Below are 15131 nucleotides of genomic sequence, written 5' to 3' on the forward strand. Positions count from 1 at the left end.
AAAAACCTTGCTCGTATTCAGATACAACCAAACGTTTGAAGTTCTCACTGTAATTTCTTGGGGACTCTTGCTTTTTTCTTAACTGCCTTTTGTTTCCCATAGTTCTAAATGTTATGGTCAACTTTTTTCAGGACGAGACAACACATAAAAAAACCACGCCGAGAATAGCGTGGTTTTTAGTTTTAGTTAGTCTTATTTAGTTTAATCAGTTAACTCTTCTTTACAGCATCAATATTTGCCTTTACTTCAGCTTCTGTTCCTTCAAAAGTTTCATACGTAGTTGACGCTTCCCCGTTTTCTGTAGTTACAACAGTAACAACCGCTTTAACTGTGCCATCATTGTTATTACTCATATTCACTTTTATTTCTTTTGAAACCTCAACCATTTCAACATCATTATTACTATTAACATCATTGTAAGCCTGAACTGCTTCATCTGATACTAAACTTGGTGCAATTACCAAAGCAACCACACTCATTAACTTTAATAAAATGTTTAATGATGGCCCTGAAGTATCTTTAAAAGGATCTCCAACAGTATCTCCAACTACCGCAGCCTTATGAGCATCGGTTCCTTTTCTACCTTCTTCTTCAATAGTCTTTTTAGCGTTATCCCAAGCTCCACCAGCATTAGATTGAAAAATAGCCATTAACACACCACAAGTAGTTACACCTGCAAGTAAACCTCCTAACATTTCAGCACCTCCAATAAATCCAACAGCAACTGGAACAGCAATAGCTAACAGCCCAGGCAATACCATTTCTTTAATGGACGCCTGTGTTGAAATTTCAACACACTTATCATATTCTGCTACCCCATTAGCAGCATCAAAAATCTTTCTATCGGCATCCGATGCTTTAGTCATATCAGAGTTATATTTTCTCATAACATCTAAAGCCGCTTTTAATTGAGGTATATCTCTAAACTGACGACGTACCTCTTCAATCATAGCCATAGCTGCTCTACCAACTGCATTCATTGATAAGGCAGAAAACACAAACGGCAACATACCACCAACTAACAAACCAGCCATGATTTTTGGCTGTGAAACATCAATAGCAACTACACCAGCAGTTTCCATAAAAGCAGCAAATAAAGCAAGTGCTGTTAAGGCAGCCGAAGCTATAGCAAATCCTTTTCCAATAGCAGCAGTAGTATTTCCAACCGCATCTAACTTATCAGTGCGCTCTCTAACTTCGCTTGGTAATTCTGCCATTTCAGCAATACCTCCAGCATTATCAGAAATGGGTCCATAAGCATCAACCGCTAATTGAATTCCGGTATTAGCTAACATACCTACAGCAGCAATAGCAATTCCATATAATCCTGCATAGTGATGTGATACTAAGATAGCGGCAGCAATTAATAAAATTGGAATCATGGTAGACATCATTCCAGTTCCTAAACCTGCAATAATATTTGTAGCTGCCCCCGTTTCAGATTGCCTAACAATAGCGTTTACCGGCTTTGTTCCAGTTCCTGTGTAATACTCTGTTATTTTTCCAACAGCTAAACCAGCAATTAAACCAGCAATTACTGCAATAAACACTCCTGTAGAACCATAAGGTAAACTTGATGTATCAGCTAACATAATATCAATAATGAAATAAGAAGCTATCACCATTAGACCTGCTGAACCAAATTCTCCAAGGTTTAAAGCTTTGTGTGGAGACCCCCCATCTTTAACCTTTACAAAGAAAGTACCTATAATAGACATGATGATACCAACTGCAGCTAATACTAAAGGTAAGTATACAGCGCCTAGACCATCAAAATTACCAGTAGTGATTAAAGCCCCAAGTACCATAGTACCAATAATAGAGCCCACATATGATTCAAATAAATCAGCACCCATACCAGCAACATCTCCTACATTGTCTCCTACATTATCTGCAATAGTTGCAGGGTTTAAAGGGTGATCTTCTGGAATACCAGCTTCAACCTTTCCTACTAAGTCGGCACCAACATCTGCAGCCTTGGTATAGATACCCCCACCAACACGAGCAAATAATGCAATAGATGATGCTCCTAATGAGAATCCAGAAAGCACATTAAGCACCTCATTTATTCCCCAACCCATTTCACTATAAATCATAAATAAGCCACTCAAACCTAAAACACCTAGTCCAACAACACCTAATCCCATTACGGCTCCACCAGCAAATGCCACCTCTAAAGCTTTACCCAAAGAGTTTCTTGCTGCACTAGTGGTTCTAACGTTAGCTTTAGTGGCTACTTTCATCCCAATAAATCCTGCTAAAGCAGAACAAATGGCTCCTACAATGAAGGATACAGCCACCATACCATTAGAACCTTCTTCACTGTTACCTTTGAAGTATAATAGGATAGCTACAGCCACTACAAAAACAGCTAAAATTTTGTATTCTGCTTTAAGAAATGACATGGCACCATCGGCAATATTTTTGGCGATTCTTTTCATGGTATCCGTACCTTGATCCTGCTTTGAGACCCAAGCACTTTTAATAAATACGAATGCCAAAGCTACAACACCGAACAACGGTAAAAAATCAACTATAAATTCCATATTTTAATCAGTTAGTTTATATTAATTATTTTTCAAGGCGCTAAAAATAGCAAAATTAAAGTGATAAAAAAAACCTATACAAATTAAAGATTTCATATTTAATCAAGCTTTAATTTATAATATTTACAATACAATGATATATGTTAGCTTTTTACTATTGATGAATTCAAAATAAGCACCATTATAAAACCTAACTTTTAGATTTTGAACAAAAAAAAACCATCTTAAAAACTTAAGATGGTTTATTCAATTATCTATAATGATTTATTTTTACTAAATGACAAAAGTACGTTTTTTCTTGTGCTCACTATCTTCATATCGTTTTACACATTCATGATAAATCCGGATAGCTTCTTCTGAGTTTCCCCATCCGCCAACATCAACCTTTTTCTTTTCTAAATCTTTATATACCTGAAAAAAGTGCTCTATCTCTTTTAACCTATGCGGATTTAAATCTGAAATATCACTTCTGTGACTCCATACTGGATCTGACACCGGAACACAAATAATTTTTTCATCTGGTCCTTTTTCATCAGTCATATGAAACACTCCTACTGGTCTAACCTCCATTACTACCATAGGATAAGAAGGCTCTGTAGATAAAACCAAAACATCTAATGGATCTTGGTCTAAAGCTAAGGTTTCAGGGATAAATCCGTAGTCTCCCGGATACATCATTGATGAAAACAAAGTGCGATCAAAACGAATTTTGTTTAATGTGAAATCATATTCATACTTGTTTCTACTTCCTTTTGGAATTTCAATAAGAACATCAAAAGTAAGTTCTTTTTTCTTAGCCATAGTTTTCTGTTTTAGGCTGCAAAGTTACTGAACCTATTAGCTTTTAACAACAATAAATTCTCACATTTTAATATTTTTACAAAAGCATAAAGTTGATTTAACTTCTAAAGTAATTTGTTAAAAAGCCCTATCAATATTTGCTATATTGTGAGCATTTATTGAATCTGACTACCTCAATTATTGTGTAATTAAACGTTTTATGCTTCATTTCTCTGGTGTTTTCTCTTAACATAAAAGCGCAAACACAACCCTGGAAAGGTTAATTTAAACCCTTTGATAATTTAATTATTCCTCCAAATAATTACCAAACAGCAATTGGAGCTACCGGAAAAGACTATTGGCAACAACGTGCTGATTATAAAATCAAAGCCGAATTAGACGAAGTAAACAACATTCTTTCTGGTGAGGAAACCATTAATATAACAAACACACCAGATGCTACTTATGGAGGCTTTTTATCTAGATTAGATGAATCTGAAGTGAGAAAACAACTTTCCGGTAAAAATATTTACAAAGTTACCATTAAAAACATAGGTGGCTTAGTAATGCCCGTTACAATTGAATGGGTATTTACAGATGGAACGAAAGCAATAGATAAACTTCAGGCTCAAATTTGGAGGAGAAATGAATATATAGTAACACAAACTTTCGTTAAATATAAAAAGGTTGAAACCGTAAGCTTAGACCCCAATTTTGAATTTCCAGACTCAGATGTATTCAATAATACTTTTCCTAAATTAGAAAGAGCCTCAGAGTTTGAGAAATTTAAAAATAATAACCGAAAGTAGTTGAATTGGGAATAGAGTTAAAAATTAAAATCCATGATTAAATCATGGATTTCAATTCGATTTTTAAAAAATCGCACTTTTGAACTAACTCTAAACTAATCAATTATGTGAATAAATTTTTTCTAAACAATTTTTTTCCTTTTCTTTCTACAAATATAATATTTGAATTTTATATATTTTTATTTATATTTTTTATGTTATATATAAATATTATTTATGATTAAATTAAGCTCTTTACAATGTTTTTAATTCATTTATTAAAATCATTTTGTTATTCACCTTGCCCTAGTGAGAACGCTCTTTTACCATTAAACTCATAAAGATTTTCAGTTTTTATAACATCCATACCCTCACTATGTAGTTTTGAAAGCAGCGCAATAATCTGCTCAAATTCTACCGGCTTATATATTGGTATTCCTCCTTCTATATCTGCATCCATAGCAACAAATCTACAACGCCAATGGTCTGTACAATAGGTTTCCTTCAAGCCTTTTGGATATACTTTTACGCCCCTGTTAGTAATCATTTTTAACTTGAGTTTGAAAGCACTAATATTAGAAAGTATCTCTCCTATTTCTTCAGGATTTGTTCCTTTCCAATCTATAAATACATCAACCCCCAACAATTGTTTATCAGCCTCTTTGCGCTTATAATCAGGAATACTGATTTTTCCTGTACCACTAGCCATTGTACTTTTGGGTAACTTGCTTGGTTTTTCTCCTAACCTATCTATAACAGCATCTGCAAATTCTGAGGTAGATACTTTTTTAATACTGAATTTATTGTCATAAATATCGGCAGTATGATAGCCAGCTTCTAATGTGGATAACCAAGCATTTTTTACTATATCTGCTACCTCAGTCTGCCCTATGTAGGCTAACATATTAATAGCTGCATTTAATAACCCTGAAGGGTTGGCTACATTTTCTCCCGCAATATCAGGAGCCGAACCGTGTATAGCCTCAAACATAGCAATATTCTTCCCAATATTTGCAGATCCTGCCATACCAACCGAACCACCAATTTCAGCAGCAATGTCTGATATGATATCTCCGTATAGGTTTGATGTTACAATCACATCATAACGTTCTGGATGGGCCGCTAAGTGGGCCGCACCAATATCTATAATTTGAGATTCATTAATAATATCGGGATATTGAGCTGCAATTTCTAAGAACACTTTATGGAATAAACCATCTGTTAATTTCATAATATTGTCCTTAATCATACACGTTACTTTCTTTCTACCAAAAGCTTTGGCATATTCAAAAGCATAACGCACAATACGCTCACAACCTGGTCTTGTAATTAGTTTTAGGCATTGAACCACATCATCTGTTTGTTGGTGCTCGATGCCTGCATACAAATCTTCCTCATTTTCACGAATAATCACTACATCCATATCAGGAAAGTTAGTTTTCACAAAAGGGTGTAAAGCATTAACAGGACGCACATTTGCAAATAACCCTAATGATTTTCGTAAAGTTACATTAAGACTTTTATAACCTTTACCTTGCGGTGTAGTTACAGGTGCCTTTAATATTATTTTTGTATCACCAATAGTTTCCCAAGCTTTAGTTGAAATACCTGAAGTATTTCCAGATAAGTATACTTGCTCTCCTAACTCAATGAAATTGGGCTCTATATTAGCGCCTGCCGCCTCAAGGACTTTAAGTGTTGCATCCATTATTTCAGGCCCAATGCCATCTCCTTGGGCAACAGCTATTTTTACTTTGTTATTAGTTTCATTAAGCTTTTGACTTACACTATTCTTCTTAAAACTACCATTTAATAATTCTGCTTCCATGTCTTATTTTTTTTATGTAAGACAAAATTAAAACAAAGAAATGATATATTTTTATTTATATTTTTTATTAAAAACATAAATATATTTTATGTGAAATTGATTTTTTCAGTAAAATAAAACAGACTAATAAATTAAAATGAGAGATAAATTTATTTCAATTGAAACAAATCCATTAAAAATTAAACCCAAAACTTCCCGTTACTCCAAATTTTCTGGCGTTTGGATATAACGCTTCATCTTTATAGTTTCCTCGGAAGTTAAAATCAATTCTAAAAACTTTAAATATATTACCAATCCCAAGCCCGTATTCATAGTAAATTTTATCGCTAGGAGCTACCAAAGGGATATTAAAAGGGTTATTGGTTGTGCTTAAGGCCACATTTTCATCAGATATTTCTCCCCAAACGCCACGAACACTCACAATTTCTCTTAAATTAAATTTCCTTAGGAATGGAATTCTAGAAAATAAGCGTCCGTTAAAGTTATGCTCTATATGAAATGAAGTATACGTATCTGATACAAATTCATAAAAATCTAGTTGCGAGAAGGTATTGTAAATAGAAAAGTACGATTGGTTACCGGGAATAACACTCAACAAACCAAGAGGTACTTCTCCAAAAGTCTTACCTGCTTCAATAGAGGTGGTTAACCTACCAAAGCCACCCAACTGCCAAGGTTGCACATAGGAGCATTGTACTTTGGTGTAATCAAAATCACTATTAAACATACTTCTATCTCCCCGACTAACCTGCGCAAAAACACGCGCATAATCGTCGTTAGCATCATAACGCTCTACTCCAAAACCAGTCATTTTTCTACCTGGAAAAAAGTATAGTGACGCCGTGGTTTCAAATTGTTTAATCTCAGATGCTATACCATTTGGCGTATTGTAATCTAAAGTAAAGGTTGGTGAGGCCGACTCTAAAGTTCTATAATTAGCACCCAATCTTAAAATTAGGTTTTTAAAAGGCTCTGCTTCAATTGCAAAACTTGTAAGATTGATTGTTGTTAATTTATCATTAGCACCTGCGGTTACTACAGCTGAAGAAGCTAGACTTCGTCCCAGAACATCGGTTGAATTTGTTAAACTAGCACCCATTTGCTCAACATCACGACGATTTCCTCCAGAAATAATCAATCGGCTCTTTTTGTCTAGCAACCACTTTCCTGAAATGCCATATTTGAATTTATCATCTCTAAATCCGTATGCTAAAAACCCTTCTAAACGCCATAAATCATTTCTACCAAAATAAGTTCGCCCTCCAGTACGCAACCTTAGCCCCTCAACTTCATTAAAACCAAAAGTTGAAAAAATGGGGCCATAATCTAGAGGTAATGTATTAAACTCTATGTATCCAGAAGATAAAATACTGCCCAGATTATACATCTGCTTAAACTTTTTAACAGTCTTTAAGGTATCTAGCATTTTATAGACCCCTTTTTCGTCTTTATTTAAAGCCTCTAAACGGTTCTTTTCCCAAAAGGCATCATCTCTGTCATAAACATCTTTGTCATAATTATAGACTTCAGCATCATAGAATTTTTTATCCTTTTGAGCATTAAATTTATAGTTATCGTAAAGAGTGGTGCGCTTTCCATAAACGCCTCTTGATTTTTCCTTTTTACTTAAAGCAAAATCAGACATCATATAATCTCGCTTTACTAAGAAAATAGAATCATTCAATACTTCAAACTCCTGCTCAATATAAATTTCTTTTACCCAGTTTATATTCGCACTCTTTGAGGCTTGTAAGTTAATCTCCTTAACTGCGTAGGTGGTATCTGCTACCCAAAAATCACCTTTAAAAGTGAGTTCGTTTTTACGCCTTGGGTAGTAAATAATATTAAAGCATAACTTATTATCAATATAAGCACTATCAGACAACACATAGTTATAAGTATTGATACCCGTTCTTGATAATGGGCTTACAAAACTCTTATCAAAAAACTTAAGATAGTTATCATACACATTATAATCGGAGTATAGGTCATCAACAAAATCAATAATTACTTGATTATCATTAAACCCAGAGTTCTTATTACCTTTTAAAACTTCCTTTTCTTTGTTAATGACATTGTCACCATAAACTCTTGACGCCGCTTCATTTATAAACATGGGCAGATAAGTTTTGCCAGTAACGCGAGAGGTATCTACTTCATTAAAAACAAACTCCATACCTCTAAATAATTTACTTTTTATCAAAGCACTATCTATGGTATTAATATCAAACTCTACTTTTTCGTATTTATCGTATTCATATTGTTTAAAACGTCTAAGACCATTTTCTCGTTTATTTTCCCAAATTTTTCTAAGGATATCAATGGCAGGATTGTTTTTTTTAGATTGCTTTCCAGTTAATAAAACCACAGCATCTAATTGAGCAGCTTCTTCTTTAAGTATAAATTTTAAATTGTAGTTTACTTTTTTATCCAATGAAATTTTTAAGGTTTCATAACCAATAAAAGAAATAGTTAGCACACCCCAAGTATCCTCAGACTCTAAATAAAATTTACCATTTTCATTAGTAGTTGTTCCTTCTGTAGAGCCTTGAAATATAACATTAGCAAAAGAAATGGGTTGGTTGTATTCATCAAAAACATGACCACTCACTTTAGTTTGGGAAAACGCACTAAAGCAAATAAAGTAGAATATGCTAAGTAATCTCAACTTCATAATACAAAAAAACTTCATCAGCAATTACTTACTAATGAAGTTTATATAACGTAAAAAAAATTCTTTTATTGATACAATACTTTCTTCACAGCTTTGATAACATCTTCACTATTTGGCAACCATTCTTTCAGTAATACCGGAGAATATGGTGCGGGCGTATCAGCTGTGTTTAATTTAATTACAGGTGCGTCTAGATAATCAAATGCTTCAGACTGAACCAAATATGTAATCTCTGTTGCCACACTTCCAAAAGGCCAAGCTTCTTCTAGCACTACCAATCTATTAGTCTTCTTTACAGACTCTATTATAGCTTTTCTATCCATTGGACGAACAGTACGTAAATCAATGATTTCACAGGAAATATCTTCTTTAGCTAATTCATCTGCTGCCTTGTAAGCTTCCTTAATAATTTTTCCAAATGATACAATGGTTACATCGTCACCTTTTCTTTTTATATCAGCAACACCTATAGGAATTAAGTACTCTCCTTCAGGGACTTCGCCCTTATCACCATACATTTGTTCACTTTCCATAAAAATGACTGGGTCATCATCTCGAATCGCAGATTTCAACAACCCTTTAGCATCAGCAGGATTTGAAGGCACTACAACTTTTAAACCAGGCGTATTAGCAAACCAGTTTTCAAAAGCCTGAGAGTGGGTAGCTCCTAACTGACCCGCAGAAGCTGTTGGCCCACGAAACACGATTGGACATTTAAACTGACCGCCAGACATTTGCCTAATTTTAGCGGCGTTATTAATAATCTGGTCAATACCAACTAGAGAGAAGTTAAAGGTCATGTATTCTACAATAGGTCTATTACCAGTCATGGTAGACCCAATGGCAATACCTGCAAAACCAAGTTCAGCAATTGGGGTGTCTATAACACGCTTAGGACCAAATTCATCCAACATTCCTTTTGAAGCTTTATAAGCTCCATTGTATTCTGCTACTTCCTCGCCCATTAAATATACGCTTTCATCTCTACGCATTTCTTCACTCATAGCTTCGCAAATAGCCTCTCTAAATTGAATTGTCTTCATTAATCTTGTTTTATTCGAGATGCAAAAATAAGAATTATTGATTATAATTAACTATAAAACTTTGTAGTAAAATAGCAGCGCAGTGAAAATTGATAATTTAACAGAAATCATTTAATTATGATGAAAAATTACTATTTAAAATAAGTTCTATTATTTAATTGATTCTTTAGTTTATTTGTAGTGATCTTTAGAATTAATGAAGAAATACACACTATTTTCTGTTTTTTTGTAATATTTATAAAAAATACTATGCGCGCATAGTATTTTTTATAAATAAAATAATTACCTTCGTAGCCATAAAAAATTGTCTATTTTAAACGTATATTTATGAATATTTTAGTCTGTATTAGCCATGTTCCAGACACAACTTCTAAGATAAATTTCACAGAGAACGACACCAAATTTGATACCAATGGTGTACAATTTGTTATAAACCCTAATGATGAATTTGGTCTAACGCGTGCCATGTGGTTTAAAGAAAAGCAGGGAGCTAAAGTTACCGTTGCAAATGTTGGTGGATCTGAGACAGAACCTACACTTAGAAAAGCTTTAGCTATTGGCGCTGATGCTGCTATTCGTGTTAATACGCAAGCTACAGATGGTTTTACGGTTGCTAAACAATTAGCAAAAGTAATTACCGATGGCGGTTTTGATTTAGTTATTGCAGGTAGAGAGTCTATAGACTATAATGGTGGCATGGTACCGGGTATGATAGCTGGTTTAACCAATGCCAATTTTATAAACAACTGTATTGGCTTAGAGGTTGATGGTAATACTGCTATAGCTACCAGAGAAATTGATGGCGGGAAAGAAACAGTTTCTTTAGAGCTACCTCTGGTTATTGGTGGACAAAAAGGATTAGTTGAAGAAAGTGAACTACGCATCCCTAATATGCGTGGGATTATGATGGCACGTCAAAAACCCTTAACAGTTATTGCCCCTCTAGAAAGTAATCCAGAGACATCTTCAGTTAAGTTTGAAAAACCAGCGCCTAAAGGAGCAGTAAAGCTAGTATCTGAAGACAATTTAGATGAGTTAATTAATTTACTTCACAATGAAGCAAAAGTAATTTAGTATCAACTTTTCCGAATTGATTTCGGAATCCTTTCAGTAAAAAAATAATGAAATCTTGAAATCCAATGTGCATTGGAATAAGTTCAGGATGACAAAAAAGAAAATATTATGTCCGTTTTAGTATATACAGAATCAGATCAGGGAAAATTTAAAAAAGGGGCTTTTGAAGTAGCCTCATACGCCAAAGCAGTAGCCAATCAATTAGGAACAACGGTTACAGCAGTTTCTATAAATGCAGATGACACTTCACCGTTGGGAAATTATGGTGTTGATAAGGTCTTAAGTGTTTCAAATTCAGAATTAGGATTGTTTAATGCTAAAATTTATGCTGATATTATCAAACAAGCTGCAGAAAAAGAGAATACTAAAATAGTTATAGTGAGTTCCAGTGCAGATAGTAAGTATTTGGCACCACTTTTAGCTGTTGGCCTAGAAGCAGGTTATGCCTCTAACGTCATTGAATTACCTAGTAATACATCTCCATTTACAGTAAAAAGAAATGCCTTTACAAACAAAGCGTTTGAAATCACTCAAATTAATACCGATATTAAAATTGTTGGGGTATCTAGTAATGCTTTTGGTTTAGTTGAAAGTAATGGCAGTGCTTCTTCCGAAGACTTTTTGCCTGTAATTGAACCGTCTAATCTAAAAGTTGAATCAGTTGACAGAACTACTGATAAGGTAACCATTGCCGATGCTGACATTGTTGTATCGGGTGGACGTGGTCTAAAAGGTCCAGAAAACTGGGGCTTGATTGAAGAATTAGCCAATGTTTTGGGTGCCGCCACTGCTTGTTCTAAACCAGTTTCAGATTTGGGCTGGAGACCACATAGTGAACATGTTGGGCAAACTGGAAAACCTGTTGCATCCAACCTTTATATTGCTATTGGTATATCTGGAGCTATTCAACATTTAGCTGGTGTAAACGCTTCAAAAGTAAAAGTAGTTATTAATACCGATGCCGAAGCGCCATTCTTTAAAGCGGCAGATTACGGTGTGGTTGGAGACGCCTTTACAGTAGTACCTGCACTCATAGAAAAATTAAAAGCGTTTAAGGCTCAACAGTAATTTTTTTCATAACTTGTATCCTCTAATTACATGGAATAATTTGGTAGATTTCATCTAAATGTGTGTTTAGCAGTTGGTAAATTCCAAATTTAAACAGTTCTTTGTGCTTTTATAAAATATGAGTTTAGTTCGATTAAATATAAAGGGAATATCTTACAGTCAAACCCAAAATGGTGCTTATGCACTCATACTAAACGAAGTAGATGGCGAACGAAAACTTCCTATTGTTATTGGTGCTTTTGAAGCTCAATCCATCGCTATTGCTTTAGAAAAGGAGATTCGTCCACCCAGACCATTAACACATGATTTATTTAAAAATTTTGCAGACCGGTTTGATATTGTAGTAAAACAGGTTATCATCCATAAATTGGTTGATGGTGTGTTTTTTTCAAGTTTGATATGTGAGCGTGATAAAATTGAAGAAATCATTGATGCTAGAACCAGTGATGCTATTGCCTTGGCGTTGCGCTTTGAGGCTCCTATTTTTACTTATAAAAATATTTTAGATAAAGCCGGGATTTATTTAAAAGTTAATCCAACAAAGGATGACGAAAGCGAATCTACAGAAGATAGCGTTTTAGTAGATGATTTGATGGCTAGCGAATTAGAACCATCTCCCCGAGAAAATTACGCCAGCAAAACGTTAGAAGAACTAGAAATATTATTGGACGAAGCTGTTACAAACGAAGATTACGAAAAGGCAGCTCATATTAGAGACGAAATTTCTAAACGAAAATAAGTACCAATGATGAAACAACTTTTTCTGACTATTCTTGTGGTTTTTTTAGTTTTTTCAACTTCAATATCAGCACAAGAAACAGAAAAAGTAACACCTCATAAAGTTACCGCCACAGTTCAAGAGACAGAAATTAACAATACTTCTAATACTACTTTAGTTAATCATGCTTTAGAAGTCAAAACTACAAATGGAACTATAATCCCTAGTCAAGGATTTTCGCTCAACAGTTTATGGCGTGGTGTGCTGGGTATGATTTCTTTAATCTTTATCGCCTTTATTTTTAGTAGTAACAAAAGAGCAATAAACTGGAAAACCGTTGGTATTGGTTTGTCTTCCCAATTGATACTTGCCATTTTAATTTTGAAAGTCCCTTTTGTTAAATCAATTTTCAATTACTTGGGTAAAGCCTTCAACAAGGTTTTAACATTTACTGAGGCTGGAACAAAATTTTTGTTTAGTGCATTTTCAACTGGGGAAATTGAAAACCCTTTGCTAAATTTCGCTGTTACTATACTTCCAACAATCATATTCTTTTCAGCACTTACTTCGGTGCTGTTTTATTTAGGAATTATTCAAAAAGTGGTAAAAGCCCTAGCTTGGTTACTCACCAAACTGTTGCAAATATCAGGAGCAGAAAGTTTAAGTGTTGCTGGTAATATTTTCTTAGGTCAAACCGAATCTCCTTTAATGATAAAAGCCTATTTAGAAAAAATGAATAAATCTGAAATGCTTTTGGTAATGATTGGAGGCATGGCAACTGTTGCCGGAGGTGTTTTAGCTGTTTATATACAATTTTTAGGAGGCGATGACCCTGTTTTAAGAGAATACTTTGCCAGTCATTTACTTGCTGCCTCTGTAATGGCAGCCCCAGGTGCTATTGTAATTTCAAAGATATTATATCCTCAAACAGAAGCCATTAATAAAGATGTGAAAGTTTCTGCAGACAAAATAGGCTCAAATATTTTAGACGCTATTGCAAACGGAACTACCGAAGGTTTAAAATTAGCTGTAAACGTGGCCGCAATGTTATTGGTTTTTGTAGCTTTTATTGCTATGATAAACTACGGCTTGTTTAAACTTGGAACCATAGGAGGCATTAACGATTGGGTAGCTAATAATAGTCCTTATGATAGTTTAAAACTTGAATCCATTTTAGGAACTGTATTTGCGCCACTAATGTGGTTAATTGGAGTAGCGAAAGAAGACACCATGATGATGGGGCAATTAATAGGAATCAAACTTGCAGCCAGTGAGTTTATTGGATACATCCAGCTTGTTGAATTAAAAAACATAAATAACACTTTACATCTTAACTACCAAAAGTCTATAGTAATGGCCACATATATGCTCTGTGGGTTTGCAAATTTCGCTTCCATAGGTATTCAGATTGGTGGTATTGGATCTTTAGCACCCGGGCAACGTAAGCTTCTATCAAAATTTGGCATGAAAGCTTTATTAGGCGGCACAATAGCTTCTTTGGTTTCAGCAACTATTGCTGGCATGATAATAGGGTAATAATCACTTTTTTTAAAGGAACCTCTTCAAAAAACTTACCTAAAAGATATTTTTGATACAACAATCAAAAAGTTTTTTTTTACTTGATATACTATCTATAGGCACGGTTAAAAACCGTTAATAACTTTTTATATCTACATCTTAATTACTAAAAATAGTACATCTCTTTTTTACTAAATTGCGAAACACATTCGTAAAAATTTGCACTATTGTTTAATTAAAACAAATACCTTCTTTTATAGGAAATAGATATGAAGCAATATCACGACTTAGTAAAACATGTTTTAGAAAACGGAAACGAAAAAGGAGACAGAACAGGAACAGGAACGAAAAGCGTTTTTGGTTACCAAATGCGTTTTGACCTAAGCGAAGGTTTTCCTATGGTTACTACCAAGAAACTCCATTTAAAATCTATTATCTATGAACTCCTTTGGTTTTTAAAAGGTGATACCAACATTAAATATTTAAATGAAAATGGCGTTAGAATCTGGAATGAATGGGCCGATGAAAACGGTGATCTAGGTCCAGTTTATGGACACCAATGGCGTAATTGGAACAGTGATGAAATAGATCAAATTAAAGAGGTTATTGATACACTTAAGAACAATCCTAACAGCCGAAGAATGTTAATTTCTGCTTGGAACCCTTCGGTATTACCTGATACATCAAAAAGTTTTGGTGAAAATGTAGCCAATGGTAAAGCAGCATTACCACCGTGTCATGCCTTTTTTCAGTTTTATGTAGCCGATGGAAAGTTATCTTGCCAGTTATATCAACGCAGTGCTGATATCTTTTTGGGTGTTCCTTTTAACATAGCATCCTATGCCTTGTTCACCATGATGATGGCGCAAGTTTGCGGTTACCAACCAGGTGAATTTATACATACCTTTGGCGATGCCCATATTTATAGTAATCATTTTGAACAGTTGGAATTACAACTTTCTAGAGAGCCAAGACCATTACCAAAAATGATCTTGAACCCAGATATCAAAGATATTTTCGACTTTACTTTTGAAGATTTTACATTATTAGATTACAATCCGCACCCACATATAAAAGGGGTTGTGGCCGTGTAA

General features: G+C 34.3%; 11 protein-coding genes. 6 read left to right on the forward strand and 5 right to left on the reverse strand.

Translation table 11 applies throughout. From position 1 onward, the window contains the following. Positions 1 to 209 precede the first annotated feature (209 nt). On the reverse strand, positions 210 to 2546 hold the full coding sequence (locus tag E1J38_RS09570) for a sodium-translocating pyrophosphatase (RefSeq protein ID WP_133356334.1): 2337 nt from the start codon (positions 2544 to 2546) through the stop codon (positions 210 to 212). 273 nt (positions 2547 to 2819) lie between these two features. Then, positions 2820 to 3347, reverse strand: coding sequence for an inorganic diphosphatase (locus tag E1J38_RS09575; protein WP_133356335.1), 528 nt, complete (start codon positions 3345 to 3347; stop codon positions 2820 to 2822). 479 nt (positions 3348 to 3826) lie between these two features. Between E1J38_RS09575 and E1J38_RS09580 the strand changes: the two genes are divergently transcribed. Continuing rightward, complete coding sequence (locus E1J38_RS09580; protein ID WP_133356336.1) at positions 3827 to 4135, forward strand: hypothetical protein; 309 nt, start codon at positions 3827 to 3829, stop codon at positions 4133 to 4135. A 271-nt stretch (positions 4136 to 4406) separates the two neighbouring features. Here E1J38_RS09580 and E1J38_RS09585 read toward each other — a convergent pair whose 3' ends face one another. The 3 genes from E1J38_RS09585 to E1J38_RS09595 form a co-directional block, all read right to left on the reverse strand. Beyond that, positions 4407 to 5942, reverse strand: a complete 1536-nt coding sequence (locus tag E1J38_RS09585; protein WP_133356337.1) for an NADP-dependent isocitrate dehydrogenase — start codon at positions 5940 to 5942, stop codon at positions 4407 to 4409. A 172-nt stretch (positions 5943 to 6114) separates the two neighbouring features. Next, on the reverse strand, positions 6115 to 8616 hold the full coding sequence (locus E1J38_RS09590) for a DUF5686 and carboxypeptidase-like regulatory domain-containing protein (protein WP_133356338.1): 2502 nt from the start codon (positions 8614 to 8616) through the stop codon (positions 6115 to 6117). A gap of 65 nt (positions 8617 to 8681) precedes the next feature. Beyond that, positions 8682 to 9659, reverse strand: coding sequence for a pyruvate dehydrogenase complex E1 component subunit beta (locus tag E1J38_RS09595; RefSeq protein ID WP_133356339.1), 978 nt, complete (start codon positions 9657 to 9659; stop codon positions 8682 to 8684). Between the two features lie 327 nt (positions 9660 to 9986). Between E1J38_RS09595 and E1J38_RS09600 the strand changes: the two genes are divergently transcribed. From E1J38_RS09600 to E1J38_RS09620, 5 genes are all read left to right on the forward strand, one after another. Continuing rightward, complete coding sequence (locus E1J38_RS09600) at positions 9987 to 10733, forward strand: electron transfer flavoprotein subunit beta/FixA family protein (protein WP_133356340.1); 747 nt, start codon at positions 9987 to 9989, stop codon at positions 10731 to 10733. 108 nt (positions 10734 to 10841) lie between these two features. Next, positions 10842 to 11801 carry an electron transfer flavoprotein subunit alpha/FixB family protein gene (locus tag E1J38_RS09605; RefSeq protein WP_133356341.1) on the forward strand — a complete coding sequence of 320 codons (960 nt, stop codon included), beginning with the start codon at positions 10842 to 10844 and terminating at the stop codon, positions 11799 to 11801. 118 nt (positions 11802 to 11919) lie between these two features. Continuing rightward, positions 11920 to 12540 carry a bifunctional nuclease family protein gene (locus E1J38_RS09610; protein ID WP_133356342.1) on the forward strand — a complete coding sequence of 207 codons (621 nt, stop codon included), beginning with the start codon at positions 11920 to 11922 and terminating at the stop codon, positions 12538 to 12540. Between the two features lie 9 nt (positions 12541 to 12549). Next, positions 12550 to 14055: a NupC/NupG family nucleoside CNT transporter gene (locus tag E1J38_RS09615; protein ID WP_133356549.1), complete on the forward strand. Its 1506-nt coding sequence runs from the start codon at positions 12550 to 12552 to the stop codon at positions 14053 to 14055. A 251-nt stretch (positions 14056 to 14306) separates the two neighbouring features. Continuing rightward, positions 14307 to 15131, forward strand: a complete 825-nt coding sequence (locus E1J38_RS09620) for a thymidylate synthase (RefSeq protein WP_133356343.1) — start codon at positions 14307 to 14309, stop codon at positions 15129 to 15131.

The organism is Seonamhaeicola sediminis (genome assembly GCF_004358095.2).
Taxonomy (GTDB): domain Bacteria; phylum Bacteroidota; class Bacteroidia; order Flavobacteriales; family Flavobacteriaceae; genus Seonamhaeicola; species Seonamhaeicola sediminis.